General features: G+C 58.9%; 15 protein-coding genes. 8 read left to right on the forward strand and 7 right to left on the reverse strand.

The window, feature by feature from the left end:
• The first annotated feature begins 177 nt into the window (after nt 1–177).
• A complete protein-coding gene (gene hpxZ / locus NW828_RS11515; RefSeq protein ID WP_414384002.1) occupies nt 178–615 on the forward strand; it encodes an oxalurate catabolism protein HpxZ in 438 nt (145 codons plus the stop codon).
• On the opposite strand, the gene NW828_RS11520 is transcribed toward hpxZ, so the two are convergent.
• Nucleotides 567–1,679 (reverse strand): ATP-dependent 6-phosphofructokinase, encoded by a 1,113-nt coding sequence (locus NW828_RS11520; RefSeq protein ID WP_414384003.1) that lies wholly within the window; start codon nt 1,677–1,679, stop codon nt 567–569. The two genes, hpxZ and NW828_RS11520, sit on opposite strands and share 49 nt — an antisense overlap.
• Before the next feature lie 491 nt (nt 1,680–2,170).
• On the opposite strand from NW828_RS11520, the gene NW828_RS11525 reads away from it, so the two are divergent.
• Entirely contained in the window at nt 2,171–2,545 is a 375-nt protein-coding gene (locus NW828_RS11525) for a pentapeptide repeat-containing protein (RefSeq protein ID WP_414384004.1), read from the forward strand.
• Between the two features lie 29 nt (nt 2,546–2,574).
• Here the strand turns inward: NW828_RS11525 and coaD are convergent, their stop codons facing one another.
• The 4 genes from coaD to bchB form a co-directional block, all read right to left on the reverse strand.
• A complete protein-coding gene (coaD, locus tag NW828_RS11530) occupies nt 2,575–3,054 on the reverse strand; it encodes a pantetheine-phosphate adenylyltransferase (RefSeq protein WP_414355759.1) in 480 nt (159 codons plus the stop codon).
• Nucleotides 3,055–3,074: 20 nt separating this feature from the next.
• Nucleotides 3,075–3,410 (reverse strand): divalent-cation tolerance protein CutA, encoded by a 336-nt coding sequence (gene cutA / locus NW828_RS11535; RefSeq protein WP_414384006.1) that lies wholly within the window; start codon nt 3,408–3,410, stop codon nt 3,075–3,077.
• A 66-nt stretch (nt 3,411–3,476) separates the two neighbouring features.
• On the reverse strand, nt 3,477–4,481 hold the full coding sequence (gene galE / locus NW828_RS11540) for a UDP-glucose 4-epimerase GalE (protein ID WP_414384013.1): 1,005 nt from the start codon (nt 4,479–4,481) through the stop codon (nt 3,477–3,479).
• A gap of 56 nt (nt 4,482–4,537) precedes the next feature.
• A complete protein-coding gene (bchB, locus tag NW828_RS11545; RefSeq protein ID WP_414384007.1) occupies nt 4,538–6,070 on the reverse strand; it encodes a ferredoxin:protochlorophyllide reductase (ATP-dependent) subunit B in 1,533 nt (510 codons plus the stop codon).
• 664 nt (nt 6,071–6,734) lie between these two features.
• Here bchB and NW828_RS11550 point away from each other — a divergent pair.
• Entirely contained in the window at nt 6,735–7,037 is a 303-nt protein-coding gene (locus tag NW828_RS11550) for a Mo-dependent nitrogenase C-terminal domain-containing protein (protein WP_011433772.1), read from the forward strand.
• Nucleotides 7,038–7,117: 80 nt separating this feature from the next.
• Here the strand turns inward: NW828_RS11550 and NW828_RS11555 are convergent, their stop codons facing one another.
• Complete coding sequence (locus NW828_RS11555) at nt 7,118–11,977, reverse strand: translocation/assembly module TamB domain-containing protein (RefSeq protein WP_414384009.1); 4,860 nt, start codon at nt 11,975–11,977, stop codon at nt 7,118–7,120.
• Nucleotides 11,978–12,259: 282 nt separating this feature from the next.
• On the opposite strand from NW828_RS11555, the gene NW828_RS11560 reads away from it, so the two are divergent.
• From NW828_RS11560 to NW828_RS11580, 5 genes are all read left to right on the forward strand, one after another.
• Nucleotides 12,260–12,673 carry an STAS domain-containing protein gene (locus NW828_RS11560; protein ID WP_414329363.1) on the forward strand — a complete coding sequence of 138 codons (414 nt, stop codon included), beginning with the start codon at nt 12,260–12,262 and terminating at the stop codon, nt 12,671–12,673.
• A 12-nt stretch (nt 12,674–12,685) separates the two neighbouring features.
• Nucleotides 12,686–13,441, forward strand: coding sequence for a precorrin-2 C(20)-methyltransferase (locus NW828_RS11565; protein WP_414384010.1), 756 nt, complete (start codon nt 12,686–12,688; stop codon nt 13,439–13,441).
• Nucleotides 13,442–14,267: 826 nt separating this feature from the next.
• On the forward strand, nt 14,268–14,426 hold the full coding sequence (locus tag NW828_RS11570) for a hypothetical protein (protein ID WP_414329361.1): 159 nt from the start codon (nt 14,268–14,270) through the stop codon (nt 14,424–14,426).
• A 334-nt stretch (nt 14,427–14,760) separates the two neighbouring features.
• Complete coding sequence (locus tag NW828_RS11575) at nt 14,761–15,219, forward strand: GNAT family N-acetyltransferase (RefSeq protein WP_414344496.1); 459 nt, start codon at nt 14,761–14,763, stop codon at nt 15,217–15,219.
• 178 nt (nt 15,220–15,397) lie between these two features.
• Nucleotides 15,398–15,919, forward strand: coding sequence for a peroxiredoxin (locus tag NW828_RS11580; protein WP_414384012.1), 522 nt, complete (start codon nt 15,398–15,400; stop codon nt 15,917–15,919).
• Between the two features lie 4 nt (nt 15,920–15,923).
• Here the strand turns inward: NW828_RS11580 and NW828_RS11585 are convergent, their stop codons facing one another.
• A complete protein-coding gene (locus tag NW828_RS11585) occupies nt 15,924–16,109 on the reverse strand; it encodes a hypothetical protein (protein ID WP_011433765.1) in 186 nt (61 codons plus the stop codon).
• Nucleotides 16,110–16,350: the final 241 nt, after the last annotated feature.

Here is a 16,350-nt window from a genome sequence, read left to right on the forward strand (position 1 = left end):
TTCTATCATAACTTCCGCATTCCTCCCGACACTGACCCTACGGGTACAGTGCGGGGCTCCTGCGATTTCTAGCTGACAGAGCAAGGTGGGGGATCCCGCTGTTCTTTTAGAACCTCCTGCTGCTCCTTGAGCCGATAAGATGGCAAGGCCCATTTCGACTGCACAAGAGCCTGGCCCATGACTCTGGTCAATCGCCCCGAGGTGGTGGCAGAGCTAACCGAACTCTACCATCAGTACGAAGCTGCCCTGACGAGCAATGATGTGCCCACCCTGAACCGCCTGTTTTGGGATGGCCCCCAGGTGGTGCGCTTTGGGGTGGGGGAAAATCTCTACGGGGGAGAGGAGATCAAGGCTTTTCGCCAACGGCGTCCTCCCACGAATTTGGCCCGCGAGATGCTGCGTTTGCAGGTAGTCACCTTTGGGGCGGATTGCGGCTCGGTCACCTTAGAGTTTCGCCGTCCGGTGAACGGGATCCCTCGCTTGGGCCGCCAAAGCCAGATGGGGTACAGGTTCCCCGATATCGGCTGGAAGATTGTCTCTGCCCACGTGTCGTTTTTGCCGGAAGATCAGGGGGAAATGCTGCGCAAAAGCTGCGGATCCACCTCGCCCACATAGGTATTCAAGCCAATGGCTGTGGCGATCAAAGCCCCGTCCACCTCCACCCGCCGATACTGGGAGATGGCCTCTGCCAGGGGCACATCCACCACCCGCCGATTTTGCCAGGCCACCATGCGGTCGTATTTGCCTTGGGCGATCAAGTCCACAGCAGCCACCCCAAAGGCTGCTCCCAGCAGGCGATCCAGAGGAGAAGGCGTACCTCCCCGCTGCAGGTGGCCCAAAACCATAACCCGGGTTTCGATGCCGGTGCGCAGGGCGATCTCATTGCCGATGTAATGGCCAATGCCGCCGTAGAGAGACTGCCCCAGGCTGTTGGTGTAGGTCACCGGCTCCCCCGACTCGGTGCGAACTGCCTCCGCCACCACCACGATGCTGAAGTTATTGCCCCGCTCTTTGCGGTCGCGGATTCTTTTGCAGACATTCTCCAGCTTGTAGGGAATTTCCGGGATCAAAATCACATGCGCCCCCCCGGCAATGCCAGCGCTGATGGCAATGTGGCCAGCATCCCGCCCCATGACTTCCATGACCATGACTCGGCTGTGGCTGATGGCCGTGTAGGTGAGCTGATCTAGGGCTTCCACAGCCACGCTCAAAGCCGTGTTGAACCCCACCGAGTACTCGGTGGCACAGACATCGTTGTCGATGGTCTTGGGGATCCCGACAAAGTTCCAATCCCCCTGCAGAGCCAGTTGCCGGAGAATGGCCAAGCTGCCATCCCCACCCACCCCAATGAGGGCATCCAACCCAAGCCGGTGGTAGCCGGTGATCACTTCTGCCGAGCGATCCACCAAGCTGCCGTCGGGCATAGGGTAGGCGAAGGGGTTGCCTTTGTTCACGGTACCCAAGATGGTGCCGCCGTAGCGCAAAATGCCGGAAACCCGCTTCACATCCAGCAGCTCCGCCTCCACCGGTCGAGCCATCAGTCCTGCCGTCGCATCTTTGATGCCATAAACTTCCATGTCGTAGTCGCGGGCCCGCCGCACCACCGCTCGAATCACAGCGTTGAGGCCGCCACAATCGCCGCCGCTGGTGAGGATCCCGATTCGCTTACGTTTGGGCATAGAGCTCTAGTTAAAGAAAGGTGAACATGCTGAACAGAGATAAGGGTCTATATCGCTTGCAGAGAATCCCTACTCAATCGCAAACTACGGATGTGATCCAGTCGATCATTATCCCAATTATCTTGGTTCAATCAGCTCTGGAGAAACACCTTCTGGTTGGGGGAGTGCTGAAAAAGAAGAAATTGAGGGATCCATACAGCCCAGCAAGATCAGGTCAGCTTGCGTTCCCGGTGGGGTTTGGGGTTGGCGATCAAGCCCAGCCGTTAAGTATTCTTCACAAAAAGAATTAAGAAACATTGCCGCACAAGCTGCCGATTGGGAAAGCCTTCGATATCTCTGAGGATAGATCTTTTCAATCAAAAAGACTTGGGGGCAACGATCCACTCAAAAACTGAAATCATTTGTTAAGCAGGGATGATCAAAACCCGGCCAACCCGATGATAGGGATGAGGATAGAAATAAGGCATCCAGTCTGATTTGGGAGCAGTACCATGACTCAAACCATTGCCCAGTGTGCTCTACAAGGGGCCTCAGAGTTGCTCAGCCGCTACCGGCAGGGAGAGCGCCATTTTCCCCAGTCCTGCTTGGAGTATGCCTTCTTGAGGGGGGCCGATCTGCGAGGGGCCAATCTCGAGGGATCCGATTTGCATGGGGCTAACCTGCGCTACGCCAACCTGCGGGGCAGCAATCTGGCGAAGGCTGATCTGCGCTGTGCCGACCTGCGCTGTGCCGACCTGCGCTATGCCGACCTTGAGGGAGCCTGCTTGGAAGGGGCCAATTTGAGGGGATCCCTCTACAATCACAGCACCTGCTTCCCGGTGGGGTTTGATCCGGTGACGGCAGGGATGCAGCCCTTTGAATTTTGATTGGGGAAGGAGAGGGGATCCCTGAGCCCTCAGGCCGGGGGAAAGCGCTCCCGCAAATCTCGAATCACCGGAGCGGGCACCAGGTGATCGATGGGGCCGCCCAGCTTGGCGACCTCCTTCACCAGGCTGCTGCTGACAAAACTGTGCTCGCTGGCGGTGGCCAGAAAGAGGGTTTCCAGTTCGGGAGCCAAAAGCTTGTTGGTGTGGGCCATTTGCAGCTCCACATCGAAGTCCGACAAGACTCGCAAGCCGCGCACGATCACCTTTGCCCCCCGTTGACGGGCGTAGGCCACCGTCAGACCTGAAAACGTATCAACCTCAACATTTTTGAGATGGGCCGTGGACAGGCTAATCTGGGCTTGCCGCTGCTCTGGGCTGAACAGAGGGGTTTTGTTGGGGTTTTTCAAGACGGCGACGATTACCTTGGAAAAAAGACGGCTGGCCCGCTCGATAACATCGAGATGTCCAAGGGTAATGGGGTCAAAGCTGCCGGGGTAGAGGGCGATCATGGCCAACCTCGTGCTATTCCTCACCCTACCTGGTCTCGGGCCCAAGCCAAATAGGTTGTGCTCACTTGAGTGGCTGCCAGAGCCAGGATCTCGGGCTCAGCGTAGGGGTGCAGCTCTCGCAGCCGTTGTTCCAGGCGGGGGTAGGCAGTTGCGGGCAATTTGAGCAGGATGAGGAACTCGGCATCGGCCTGCAGGGATCCCTGCCAACGATAGTAGGACGTGATCCCGGGCAAGACCTGGGCACAGGCCACATAACGTTCGGCCACCAAGGTATGAGCCAAGCGATGGGCCTCGGTTTCGGATCCCACCGTGGTCATGACAACCGCGAGGGTATCGGGTGTGATCTTGTCGTCCATGCGGGGCGGGGAAGTTGTTAGCCGGGCGGTTTCTCCCTATCCTATCGCCCGCCGGGCTAGGCGTTCCTAGCTCACCGAGGGCTTGGCTTTCCCAAAGTAGGGTCGCTTCTGGTGCCAGCGCCAGGCAGTTTGAATGATCTCGGCCAGGTCGGTGTAGAGAGGTTTCCAGTTGAGATCGCGAAGGATGGCGCCGGCATCGCCCACCAAGCGCGGGGGATCCCCAGGTCGACGTGCTCCCATTTGCACCGGGATCCGCTTTCCGGTCACGGCTGCTGCGGTGGCAATGACCTCTTTGACGGAAAAGCCTTGGCCATTGCCCAGGTTGTAGGCTGGTTGTATGGGCCGGCCAGAGGCCAGCGCTTCTATTGCCAACACGTGGGCTTGCGCCAGGTCGGTGACATGGATGTAGTCTCGGATACAGGTGCCATCGGGGGTATCGTAGTCCTCTCCAAAGACCGTGATGTGGGGACATTGGCCTCCGGCGACCTCCAACACCAAGGGGATCAAGTGGGTTTCCGGGTCGTGGGCCTCCCCAATTTCGCCATCGGGATCGGCTCCGGCGGCATTGAAGTAGCGCAGGCTAATGGATCGGATCCCGTGGGCAACCTGGAAATCTCGCAAGATCTGCTCCACCATTAGCTTGCTCTGGCCGTAGGGGTTGATGGGACGTTGCGGATGACTTTCGGGAATAGGGATCCGCTCTGGCACCCCGTAAGTGGCACAGGTGCTGGAGAACACCAGGTAAGGGATCCCGTGATCTCGCATGGCCTCCAACAAACTCAGGGATCCGGCCACATTGTTGCGGTAGTATTTGCCGGGATCCTTCACCGACTCGCCCACATAGGCATAGGCGGCAAAGTGAATCACCCCTTCTGGGCGATAGTGCTGGATGACTTGATCAAGCCGCTGGCGGTCGGCGAGATCCCCAATCTCCAACGGCCCCCAGCGAACTGCCCAGGGGTGCCCGTAAACCAAGTTGTCGTAAGTGATGGGCAGATGGCCAGAGGCCGCCAGAGCTTTGCAGGTGTGGCTGCCGATGTAGCCCGCCCCGCCGGTAACCAGGAGACGCATAGGCAAACGTCAGATGGAAGATCCCACCCAGGGTAAAGGTTGTCAACGGGATCCCTTCAAGCTCCAAAAGCTTCTTTGGCGGCGTACATGACCTCCACACTGATCTCGGTCAAGCCTCGTTCGCGGGCAAATTTTTCGGTGTTGCGTTTAACCTTGCCGCGCACAAAGCCGGGCACCTTGTTCAGCTCCGCCTGGGCTTCCCGCGTCCAGATGAGGTCGGAATCGGCGCTCAGGCTCTTGTGAATCACCTCCTTGGTGTCGTGGCCACCGAAGATCTCCAACAGGTGATCTTCCATGCCCAGGGTAAAGGAGTTGTAGATCAAGTCCACAATTTGGTTGGCGCCCTCGTAGCCCAAAAAGGGCCGGTAGCCGATAGGGAAATCCTGCACGTGGATGGGGGCCGAGATGACCCCACAAGGGATCCGCAGCCGTTTGCCCACATGCCGCTCCATCTGGGTGCCGAAAATCGCAGCAGGTTCCGCCTGGGCAATGGCGTCCGCCACGCGGGTGTGGTCCTCTGTCATCAAGACCTGATCGCAATACCCTCCCACCTCTGCCTGGAACCACTCCCCATCGTAGGTGCAATAGCTGCCCGCCCACACCACGTGGATCCCCATCTCGCGGGCCAGGATTTTGGTGATGGCCGCCGCGTGGGTGGAATCCCCGAAGACCACCGCTTTTTTGCCGGTTAGGTTTTGGCAGTCGATGGAGCGGGAAAACCAGGCCGCTTGGGAAATGTGCAGCGTTTGCTCCTGGATGTAGGCTTCATAATCGACAGGGATCCCTTGCTCGTTTAGGATCTGCTGGATCTGGCGGATGAAGCGAGCCGTTTCCACCACCCCCATCGGGGTGATCTCAATGTAAGGCATGCCGAATTCCTGCTGCAGATAGCGAGCTGTCATCGGCCCCAGCTCCCGGTAGGGCACCACATTAAACCAAGCCCGCCCCAGGTGTTTGAGATCGTGGACACTGGCCCCTTGCGGGATCACCAGGTTGAGCTGGATCCCCAGATCCCGCAGCAGCACCTTCAGCTCCCGCAGATCATGGGCATTGTGAAACCCTAGGGTGGAAATGCCAAGGATGTTACAGGAAGGCCGCTCCGTCTTTTGGGGCAGGCCGTCTAACTCCCCGCTTTTGCGAGCTTTGGTGATATAGAACTCCACAATCTGCTGCAGGGTGCGATCCGCTGCCTGCAATTCGTTAACCCGGTAGTGGTTGACATCTGCCAGCACCACATCGCAGCGACTGGCCAACTGGGCCTGCCGGACAAAGTGATGCAGATCTTCCTGCAAAATGCTAGAGGTGCAGGTGGGGGTGACGACGATCAGATCCGGCTGCTCCTCGCCGTCTTTGCGGACGATGTTGCGAATCACCTTTTCGTCGGATCCCCGCGCCAACACCTGCCGGTCAACGACGCTGGTGGTTACCGGAGTAAAATCCCGCTCTCGCTCCAACATGGAACGCATCACGTTGAAATAGTCGTCTCCCAGAGGAGCGTGCATGATGCTGTGAACGTTTTTGAAGGAGCTGGCCACCCTCAGCGTGCCGATATGGGCAGGGCCAGCGTACATCCAATAGGCCAATTTCATGGGCAGCCTCTCAAGAAAGCCAGAGACAAAATCAAGGATCCCAACCCACCGCCGGATGTGCACCCGCTGGGAATCTCTCCTGGCATTGTAGAACGCTCAGCAGCCGGCATCCCTTGGCTGTTATCCTCCGTAACTCCCAACCGAGACGCTCCCAAGCCAAACTCGATCAAAAGAAAAACAACCCTGCCAAGGCAAGTGTGATTACGGGGATCCCCCTACTCCGCCCAAAGGGCTTGTTCCATCGTAGAAATAGGAGCGATGGATACCCATCTGGCTCCAGAGCCCAAGCTGAGGAACTTCAGGGATCCTGACAGGGAATCGGCTGGTGGACAAGAGCAGAGGAGTTTTTGTATTTTTCGTTACATGTTAACTTTTGGAGACAAAACATGTAGCTCTACAACGTTGAGCAGAGATTCTTGTTTACAGAAGCAAGCTTTCCGTTGGAGAAGGCAGACTAACAGAGGGAAGAGAGATGGCTGATGTTTCCCTCAATACAAACTCGACACAAAGCATAAGAATTGTCGATTATTGACGATTTCATGCGCCGTAATCGATCAAAGGTTGCTCCTTCTTCAAAGGTAAAGGTGTGAGGTGAAAGCTTATGGGTTCCACAACGATTTCTTGGCAACGTGCTCGCAAAGCTCCTCAGGAGCTGCCTGGTTCCATGACTTCTGTGCTTTTCAAGTCCACGGGTCGCCTGCGCGACTGGTTGCAGGCTCCGTTGCGTCCCATTCAATCGGCTATGGATAACTTTAGCATCCGCGATCCACGCTTGGCCCATTTCCTTTGCCAGTGGATCCCGGCCCGCTGCCCCTTTGAGCGAGATGTAGTGCTGTTTGGCCATAAGGTGATGCACATTCCGCCCATGTGTAAGCTCAACCCCCTCTACGACCAGGTGGCAGGGCTGCGCTTCCGGGCCTTGTCGTTTTTGGCGGAGCGAGGAGAAGACATTAGCCGTTACCTGTAAGGCAGCTTTTTCCACTAAATCTTTTTTCAAGGGATCCCTGGCCATCCAAAGCCTGCTGCCAAACTCCGGAGCGGATCCCATTAGAAGCGGGTCTCAAACTCGATGGAAATGACATTGTTGCCCTCGAGGTCGGTGCTGGCACGGGTGAGGGTTTGCTCGTTGAGGCGGTAGCGGGCGCTGTAGCGGGTGGGCTGAAAGGGATCCGTTAGGTTGCGCTGCACCGAGATGGAAGTGGCTGGCCCCAGATCGCGGGCCACCTCCAGCGCTAGCCCTATCGAGGAGCGGTTGGCAGCGCGGGTATCGACCTGGGGGACGGGGCTAATGCGCACCTCGTCTAGGTCCAGGGTGTCCCGCAGCGTGTCCAGCACATCGTTGAGCAAGGCAGTTCCGGCCAGGCCGGCCACTCCCGCTTCGGGGTTGAGGCGGGCCAGAGCTGTGCCTCCCAGGAGGGCGACGATCTCTTCGGGGGAGCGGCTGGGGCTGCTGGAAAGGGCCAGAACCCCGTTGCGGGGATCCGCCTCAGCCAGCTGGCTGGCCCGCCCGTTGACCGTGGCGAAAATCTCGATGCTCTGCTGGGATCCCGGCAGGTTGCGGTTGGTGTCGAAGGGGGAGAGCTCTTGGGGAAAGCGATAGACCTCGATGGCCTGGGTCATCAAGCGCAGGTTCAGGAAGGGATCGAAGGGGTTGTCTAGGTCAAAAGTGGCGGTATTGGAGCGGGAGCGATCCAGGCGAAAGTTGGCAAGGGGCAGGCTGACGCGGCCTCGCTCTAGGGCAATGGTGCCCGCTGGGCGCAGATCCTGGGGAGTGCCAAACAGGCGCAAGGTGCCGGCAGCATTGAATTCAAACAGATTGGGACGCTGCACGCGGATCCCTGGCCCCAAGACCAGCTCCAGTCCGTTGAGCCGCGGCTGCCAGAAGGGATCCGGCGAAGTCGAGCCGGCGGCAGCTGTTGCGGCCTCAGGTTCTGCCCGGCGGGGGCTGACATCCACGATCCCTTGAGAAACCTCCAGCCGCCCCTCGAGCAAAGGTTGCAGAAGCAGCCCTCTGACAGCCACCTCGCCGTCCAGATGGCCAGTGTAGAGGTTGGGCAGGTTGAGCTGGATCCCTTGGAGTTGCAGAGTTAAGGGTGGCGAGGTTTCGTCCATCTGCAGGGCACCGCGAGAGTTGACGGGCAAAAAGCCTTCAGCCAAAAGGGATCCACCCCCCAACTGTCCCCGCAGCTCCTGGACTTGCAGCTGATTGAGGTTAAAGGCGATCTGGCCTGTGAGGTCGGTAATGGGCTCCGGCAGGGCTGCCAGCTTGAGGATCCCCGAGTTGACGCTCAAGTTCCCCTGCAGGCTGGGCTCTCGCAAGGTGCCGCGGATGGCCAGCTCCAGTTGGCTTTGGCCGCCTTCCCAGCGCACCTGGTCGGTGAAGAGGTTGATCAGGCGCAGACCGCCATGCTTGGCTTGCAGGGTGAGGTCGATCTGGTCGGATTCGGCCCGCACCTCGGCAAAGGGCAGGGTGTAGGGCACCAGGCCAAAGAGGCGAATGGGTTCGTCACCATTGGCCAGCAGGGCGCCGTCCAGGCGCAGCTGCCCCCGCTGGTAGTCAAATTGTCCTCCCACCTCCCGCAGCGGCACCTGGTTGATCTGGGCGTTGACCACTGTCAGGGATCCGCGGGCATGGGGATCCCGCAGGTTGCCGGCCAGCTCCACGTCCAGGTTGAGATCCCCCTGCAGCTCCAGCTCCTCTGGCAGGAAGCGGTCCAGCAAAGCCAGAGGCAATCCTTGGATTTGCAAGGATCCCGACTGTTCCTCTAGGCCCAGCTTGCCCACAAAAAGGGCTTGACGTTCGCCACTGCGCAACCGCAGCGGCTCCAACACCACTGCATCTCCAGCCAGGCTGCCCCTGGCAGTAAGGCTTTCGATGCCAAACTCCTCTGCCTGCCAATTCTGGCCCTCAAGGTAAAAGCTGACGCTAGGCCGGTTGAGGCTGCCGACCAGGCTAACGCTGGCTTGGAATTCCCCTCGCAGACTTGTGGGCGGCGGGAAAGTGCTCCGCACCGCTGACGCGAACAGCGGATCCATGCGGCTGGCCAAGGTCTCCAGGTGGACGGCCAAGATCTGGGCATAGTACTCCAGCTGCTCCAGGAGAGGATGGTTGGGCAAACCAACCGGGTCGGTCTTTAACGCCGAGGCAGGGCCCAAGGGGGGCCGCCGGAAGCCGCGAGTGGTGATGTCTTGCCACTGCCGCCACTTAAAGGCAGAGACGATGTCTTCCAGGCGGCCCTGGCGGGTGCTGATCTCTAGGTTAATTTGAGGAACGGAAACCTCTGGAGTAGACTCCAAACCGCCCTGGAGGGGATCCGCCGGCAGCTCCAGGATGCCGCTAGCGGTGTAGGTGCTCTCAAACAAATCCAGTTGAGCTTGGGCGATCTCTAGGCGAGGAGAACCATTACCAGCGTGGTAGTCGAAATCCACCGAAAAGCCCCGTACTTCGATCCCTCCCAACTGCAGATCCGCCACCGCAGCCCGTCCTTGGGCGGCGCCGCTTGCCAGGTCAACTGCCACCTCCCCCTCGAGGGTTCCCTGCAGACTGGCCCACGGCCCGGCAGCCACCCCCCCCAGCAAAGCCAGAGGCAACTGGTTCACTGCCACCTGGAGCTCCTCTTGCCGGCGTTGGCCGCGAATTTCCGCCTCGCCCCGCTGCACCTGAAACTGCAAAGGCTGCAACTGGGGATCCAACTGCAGCGCCAGTCGATCCCGCTTCCCCCGCAGATCCACTTCCGTCCCCTGAACAGACCCCTGAAAGGGCCCGGCCAAGTCTTCAAAGGCCACATCTCCCACCTGCAAGCCCCGCAACTGCGCCTTGCCAGTCACCTGCAAGGTGTCCAGAGGTCCGCGGATCTGGCCGGATCCCTGCAGCACTCCTTTCACCAGCGGCGGCAGGCCGGGTACTTCTGCCAGCGTAATCCCGTCGGTGGTAAAGCTCAGATCCAGGGATCCCACCTGCAGCGTCTGGGGATCCAAGGGGATCTGCCCTTCGACCCTGGCCAGGCGAGTGCCACCTGCCAACACCTCCGCCTCCTGGATATGCAGTCCGGATCCCTCCCAAGTCACCTGGCCGCGGATGCCCTCAACCCACTGCCGTCCCCTCGCTCCCAAAGGCTGCAACAAAGCCAGCGACCCTTGCGCCCGCAACGCCCCCAGGAAGCCCACTTCTGCTGCCGCCGCCCTGTCCAGCTGCGCCGTCAGCTCGCCAGAGAGGGATCCCGGCCATTGGGGGTTGAAAAAGGCCAGCGGCACCTCCTGAGGAGCCAACTGCGTCTGGAGCTGTCCCCCCGCCCACCGACCCGCCACCGCCACCCGGCCTCCGCCCACGTCCAGCACCGCCTGCGGCACCTGCACCACCCAGTCCAGACCCTCCGGCAAAACCTGCAGCTGCCCTCTTCCGGCGATCTCTCCCCCTTGGGTTGCCCAGGTGGCCTCTACCTGAGGTTGGGATCCCGTCAGCGCCACCTGCACTTGAGCGGAAACCGGCCCCACCCAAGGAAGAGCGCCCCGGCGGGGCAGGTTGAGGCCGTAAAGGGCCAGCACCTGCTCCACGTCGGCTCCGCTGACTTGAAGATCGAACTGGCCTGCCAAGCCGGCAGCCCATTGCAGCTGGCCGGAGCCTTGGATGCGACCCCCTGCAGTCTTGAGGTCAATTGCTTCCAAGGCCAAGGTTTGATCCGCAAAGCGGAAGCCAAAGGCATACTCCGACACCGGCAGGCGATCCACCTGCCCCGGCGAAAGCCCCCGCAACTGTCCCCGGATCTGCGGCTGATCCAAGGCTCCAGTGACCGCTACGGATCCCCCTACCACCCCCTCCACCGCCACCGGCAGGCCAAAGGCAAACGTCTCTTGGATCTGCTGCAGGCGGGCCGGCGCTACTTCCGCCTGCAAACCAAACCCCTGTCCTTGCTCCCAGACCACCGGGCCTTTTAGCTCGGCAAAGGAAAGCTGACCAAAGCGACCGCTCACCCCCTCCAGCTCCAACCCCTGCAAGGTAAAGCGAACGGAGCCCTTCACCTCTTCAAAAGGATGGGGCAACCTCTCCAGATCCAGCCGAGCCTGTTGAACCTGGGCCTGCCCCGTCAACTCCAGCGGTTGATCCCGCCGCCAGAGCACCTGGAGATCCAAGCCAGTTTCCCCCTGCACCTCCGCAAAAGGGGCCGCCGGCACCACACTGGGCAAGAGATCCAAAGGCAGACGAGCCGCAGAAAGCGTCACCGAACCGGAAGCCTGGGCAAAATCCGCCACCCCCCTGAGCTGCAGGGGGTACCCCCCCTCCCCCTCCCGAGGGAGCAACCGTGCCGTCGCCTGGAAACTGGCCCGCCCCCCGAAAAGATCCTCCTCTCCTGGCGGGGCATTGTGAGTCAGCCACACCTGCACCTGGCCCTGCAGCCGATCAAACTGGCGTCGCTCCCCCACCAAAGGGATGACCGTCAGGGATCCCTGGCGCAAACGGATGTTCAGCCCATGCAAGGGCAGGGATCCCTCCCCTTCGGGCAGTTGAAACTGCACATCCGCCCAGCCGCGATCCAGCGTTTCCATCAGCAGCAGTTGCGGCTGGTTTAGGGTAACATTCAGCACCCACTGACCCGTCTGCAGCCAAGTCCAGAAATCAGGGCTGAGGTCGATGGAGCCGATACTGGCCAGATGTTCAACGCGGCTTTCTCCCAAGCTCACCTGCCAGGGGGCCAGAAACCTCACCTCCCCCAATTCCACGCGCCGGCGCATCGCTTGCGAGAGGGTTGCTTCCACCTGCGGCAGCACGTGATCTTGAAGGTAGATCCCTGTTCCCCAGGCGGCACCAAAGGCGGCAGCCGTCAAGCCCAAACCCACCCCAGCTAGAGTGATGGGGGAAAGGTTGAATCGTTGCTGCTGAATCTTTGGATCTTGGTGATCCTCTCCCAACCGCCTACCCCTTAAAAACCTGACAGGCTCCCAAAAGCCATTCGTGCACTGCGGGCCGACCTTGCCGGCACAGTTGCCCCCATCCTACCCAAGGACTCCTGGCTTGCCACGAGGGAACAGCACGAGGGAACAGAAAGAAGAGATCCCTGCTCCCAGGCGTAATTCCCCCGAAGACCCCGCGGAAAAATACCGTCTCCCGCGGAGAACGGGGATGCTAAGCTATCTCCACACCCGAGATTGAACCCACCCTGGGGCCTCTCTCAGGTGTTCCCTTCTGTCGAGATGGTTGAAAGGAGAAGAGCCATTCCGGAACCCCTATCTCTGACGGTCAGCTTGCGCGGCAGCCGCGAGGCGCTGGAAAACTGCCAGGTCTTTCACCTGACTGGCCTTCTGGATGCCTTTTCCGAGCCGGTCTTTGTTAAGGTGGTCACCAAATACCTGGAAGAGGGATCCCCTAACCTCATCTTGGATTTGACAGGGATCGACTTCATCGATAGCTCTGGCGTCGGCGCCCTGGTGCAATTGGCCAAGCTGGTGCAGAGCCGTGCGGGTGTCTTTCAGGTGGTGAGCAATCCCCGCATCACCCAAACGGTGAAGCTGGTGCGCCTGGAGAAGTTCCTGTCTTTGCGCAACTCCTTGCAGGAAGCCTTGGATCGCCTGAAGGAAGGAAGTACGGGCAGTACAGAGACCGCCTGATACGTAATAAGTATGGGTCTGGGAACCTTTTGGGGGATCAGTGCTGGAGCAGGGGATCCCGACTGGATAACGGTCAAAGCAGCCCGCATCCTCAGCACGGTCAACTGGGTGGCCTGTCCCCAAAATGCCGTCGGCCAGCCGGGCCTGGCCTATCAGATTGTGCGCCCTTGGCTGCGACCGGAACAAACCCTCTTGCCGCTTCGCCTGCCCTTTGTCACCCGGTCGGAAGTCCTGCAATCTGCCTGGCGAGTGGCTGCCCAGCAACTAGCCCCACTCCTAGAAAGGGGAGAAGATGTCGCCTTTATCTGTGAGGGAGACGTGGGCCTCTACAGCACCTTCGCCTACGTGGCCCAAGCCCTGCGGCAGCGGATCCCCGCCTTGCCCATCCAGGCCATACCGGGGGTGTGCTCTCCCTTAGCCGCTGCTGCTGCCCTGGGATCCCCCTTGGTGCTCGGCTCCGAGAAATTGGCGATTTTACCGGCTCTGTTTGCCCTCTCGGAACTGGAGCAGGCTTGTGCCTGGGCTGAGGTAGTCGTCCTCATGAAAGTGGCCTCTGTCTATCCTCAGGTTTGGCAGTGGCTGGCCGAAAGAGGTTGGCTGCAACAGGCCAGCTTAGTGGTCTGGGCCGGCTGGCCTCAGCAAACCCTCTTCCCCACCCTGGAAGGACTGGCCGACTACCGGCCCCCCTACTTTTCCCTGCTGATCCTGCGTTCTCGGCCCCGAAATCAAGATTCTCTTAACCTGGAAAACGAGCTACAGCTGGAATGAGTTTTCTAGGATAGGGAATGAGTTCCTTCCGGCGATTAAGCCCGAAGCAGGGGTTGGTCGTTGTTTTTTTGCGTTTATTTCTGTTTAGCTCAAGGCTCGCGCCGAGCCAGCTTGTTTCCCCAAAAAATCAGGTGTCCTGTGACGGAAAGAGGCTGAGGAATCCGAATCCAGAATGCTGGGATCCCTCATTGACCTGAACCAAAAAGAGATGAAAAGACCAAGTTAAAGGAATGATCCGACCTGTTAAGAATAGTTGCCAACCTGGGTTGAGGGATCGGCTATAGGTTAGATTATGAATGTAGTGATTCAGGCGAGGAGGATAATATCTCATCCCCATCCCAAACGCGAGGCACCGCTTCTCGATTGAATCAAATCCAAAATTCAAGTCCAAAATTCTCTGTCGGTCAACGCTCTGATCCAAACTTCCGATCCGTTGCTTCGGCAGGCTCTCCTGAGAAGTGGTTGTCTCGCTCAGCAGAGCACCTGGTACCTACGACAGGTTTTCCTCAAAGCAGAAAAGGGGAGTTAGGCAGATAGCAGTTGGGCTTGCTGCACAAGCCACTGGGAAAGTGAGAGAGCGCTCTAGGTGTTCCTCAAATAATCCTCAAATAACGAGTGGTTTTGCCAGATCAACAAGCTCAGCTGGCTATTTTGAGTCTCCATTCATGAGCGAGTCAGGGTGGGAAAATCGGTGATCAGGTTCAGGTGCTCTCAACCTGCAAGCTCTGCGAGTCGGAACCAGCGCTCAGTGGGACAAGGACTGCGGGCTTTAGCAATTCGAGGTTCTCTCAGTTCATAGTTTCACTCTCACTTTCAGGAGGTTGCTATGTTTACCTTTCTCTCAAAGATTGCTAGAGCAATTATCCGCATATTTGCTCCTGCCAAGTCCGATCTGGTGGAAGTGGGTTACCAGCCCATCACGGATGATATCTATCGCATCAACGGCTCAGCCTGCCATTTTAGCGATCTGGAGATCTCATCGTAAACCTCAGAGTCGGATTCTGGTGTCGGAGCGGCCACTGGCGCTGGCCTAGAAATTGGAAAAACCTAGAAATTGGAAAAAAAAGCTACAAGTTAAGACAACTGAATAAGTCTTAGTTAAGTCTTGGATGCGGTTAGTCCGCGTCGGCAGGGGTGGTTTTCCTCCCTGTGGCCAAGTTCTACCGGTTCAGTGGTGGCTCCCCGTGGGGGTCACCACTTATTGTTTTGTTGTTTGCAAGTTGTTTGGGAAAATAAGGAGAATGCTTGCGGTTGCCCTATCTCAACCTGTGTTGCCTTCCCCCGTAGTTTACCCAGCTACATCGAATGCTCTGGATCCCTTGGCCGAAGTTCTAGCCCAGGTTTTTCATCCCCCCTCAGGTCTGCAACGCTGGATCTACCCAATTCGCAAGCTGGGCATTCGCGAAGAGTTGCGCCTCAGGCTGGCCGCAAGGGATCCCCACTACTGCTGTCTGGCAGCTGCGGTGGGATCCGAAGTGGTGGGCACTGCCGAGATCTCTTTGCGGGTCACAGCCCACGGGAAGTATCCCTACCTCTCCAACTTGGCGGTGCTGCCCGGCTGGCGGCGGCGAGGAATTGCTCGTCTGCTTTTGCTCAGTGCTGAAGGGGTGGCGAAAGGGTGGGGCTACCGCTGTTTGCATCTGCACGTATTGGAAGACAATCTCCCCGCGCGGCAACTGTACGCTCAACTGCGCTATACCCCCATCGAACGCACCTCTCAACTCTGGCGATGGTTGGGGATCCCTCCGCAGCTTCTGCTCTGCAAGTGGCTACCTTGAATCGGCCCATCGGCAACATTGAGCTGGCAGATTCCCACCCCGCCGGCTTGCTTCATGGTGGTGAGACGAGGTCCTGGACTCAGCTTTTATAAAGTTATGTAAACTAGAAATCGGGTTTTAGAGAGGTCCTAGAGTGGCAGTGAAGGAAGTGGGCAGAGTTTGGCGCTGGTTAAACCTCATGGGATTGGTTGTGGGCCTGCTTGTGGGCTTTGGGATGACTCAGCCTGCCTGGGCCCAGTGGGGAACTACTCCTCTCCCGCCAATAGGTTCTCCGGCACCGGAGTTCGCATTGCCAGATCAAGCCGGGCAAATACGGCGGCTGGCGGATTTTCGGGGGGAGTGGGTGGTGTTGTATTTTTACCCCCGCGACTTCACTTCCGGCTGTACGATTGAGGCCCGCCGCTTTCAGCAAGATTTGCCCAAGTTCCGGGCCATGGGGGCGCAGGTTGTGGGCGTGAGCGCCGACTCGGTGGACTCCCACAAGCGCTTTTGCTCGGCAGAGGGGCTACAGTTTCCTTTGCTGTCGGATCCCGATGGTACGGTTAGTCGAGCTTACGGCTCCTGGATGGGCGATGTTGCCCTGCGCAATACGTTCTTGATCGACCCGGAGGGGATTTTGCGAGAAATCGACCCAATCGTGAACCCCAGCCGCCACAGTGCTGAGGTTCTGGCCCAGTTGCAGCAGCTTATCAGGAACTAGCCCTCTAGCTTTCCGGGCCAAAAGTCTGCTCGAACTCGTGGAGCAACTCGTCGATCTCCTCCAGCGCTTGGTTGACATCCACGCGCAAGCTGCCCAAGTCTGGCTTTTCCAACAGCTTGGCTACCGCTGGCCGGCGTTCGCGGATTAGCTTGATGCGCTCTTTCAAGGCGGCAATTTCGGCGGCGTCCATAGCTTCAGAGACCTAATTGACTCTCCTAGCTTATCGCTTCCGCTGGGGGAGTGTCGCCTGCTGGGATCCCTTTCTGAACCACCGAGAGCCAATCAACCGAGAGCCAATCATAATAGAGCTGCGCAACCTGGCACTCAACCCCGCTTCAGCTAGAAATTGCAGGAGCCCCGCACTGTACCCGTAGGTTCGGTGTCGGGAGGAATGCTATAATAATACTGCGGACACCAGAAACGGTTGTTTA

The sequence above is a fragment of the Synechococcus sp. W55.2 genome (genome assembly GCF_047461635.1).
Taxonomy (GTDB): Bacteria; Cyanobacteriota; Cyanobacteriia; order Thermostichales; family Thermostichaceae; genus Thermostichus.

Bases quoted from the DNA above. Each gene is read 5' to 3' on its own strand.
- NW828_RS11520 (WP_414384003.1), bottom strand. From the start codon at position 1,679: ATGCCCAAACGTAAGCGAATCGGGATCCTCACCAGCGGCGGCGATTGT.
- NW828_RS11570 (WP_414329361.1), top strand. From the start codon at position 14,268: ATGTTTACCTTTCTCTCAAAGATTGCTAGAGCAATTATCCGCATATTT.
- coaD (WP_414355759.1), bottom strand. From the start codon at position 3,054: ATGATCGCCCTCTACCCCGGCAGCTTTGACCCCATTACCCTTGGACAT.
- hpxZ (WP_414384002.1), top strand. From the start codon at position 178: ATGACTCTGGTCAATCGCCCCGAGGTGGTGGCAGAGCTAACCGAACTC.
- NW828_RS11525 (WP_414384004.1), top strand. From the start codon at position 2,171: ATGACTCAAACCATTGCCCAGTGTGCTCTACAAGGGGCCTCAGAGTTG.
- NW828_RS11580 (WP_414384012.1), top strand. From the start codon at position 15,398: ATGGGATTGGTTGTGGGCCTGCTTGTGGGCTTTGGGATGACTCAGCCT.
- bchB (WP_414384007.1), bottom strand. From the start codon at position 6,070: ATGAAATTGGCCTATTGGATGTACGCTGGCCCTGCCCATATCGGCACG.
- cutA (WP_414384006.1), bottom strand. From the start codon at position 3,410: ATGGACGACAAGATCACACCCGATACCCTCGCGGTTGTCATGACCACG.
- NW828_RS11565 (WP_414384010.1), top strand. From the start codon at position 12,686: ATGGGTCTGGGAACCTTTTGGGGGATCAGTGCTGGAGCAGGGGATCCC.
- NW828_RS11560 (WP_414329363.1), top strand. From the start codon at position 12,260: ATGGTTGAAAGGAGAAGAGCCATTCCGGAACCCCTATCTCTGACGGTC.
- galE (WP_414384013.1), bottom strand. From the start codon at position 4,481: ATGCGTCTCCTGGTTACCGGCGGGGCGGGCTACATCGGCAGCCACACC.
- NW828_RS11550 (WP_011433772.1), top strand. From the start codon at position 6,735: ATGACTTCTGTGCTTTTCAAGTCCACGGGTCGCCTGCGCGACTGGTTG.
- NW828_RS11585 (WP_011433765.1), bottom strand. From the start codon at position 16,109: ATGGACGCCGCCGAAATTGCCGCCTTGAAAGAGCGCATCAAGCTAATC.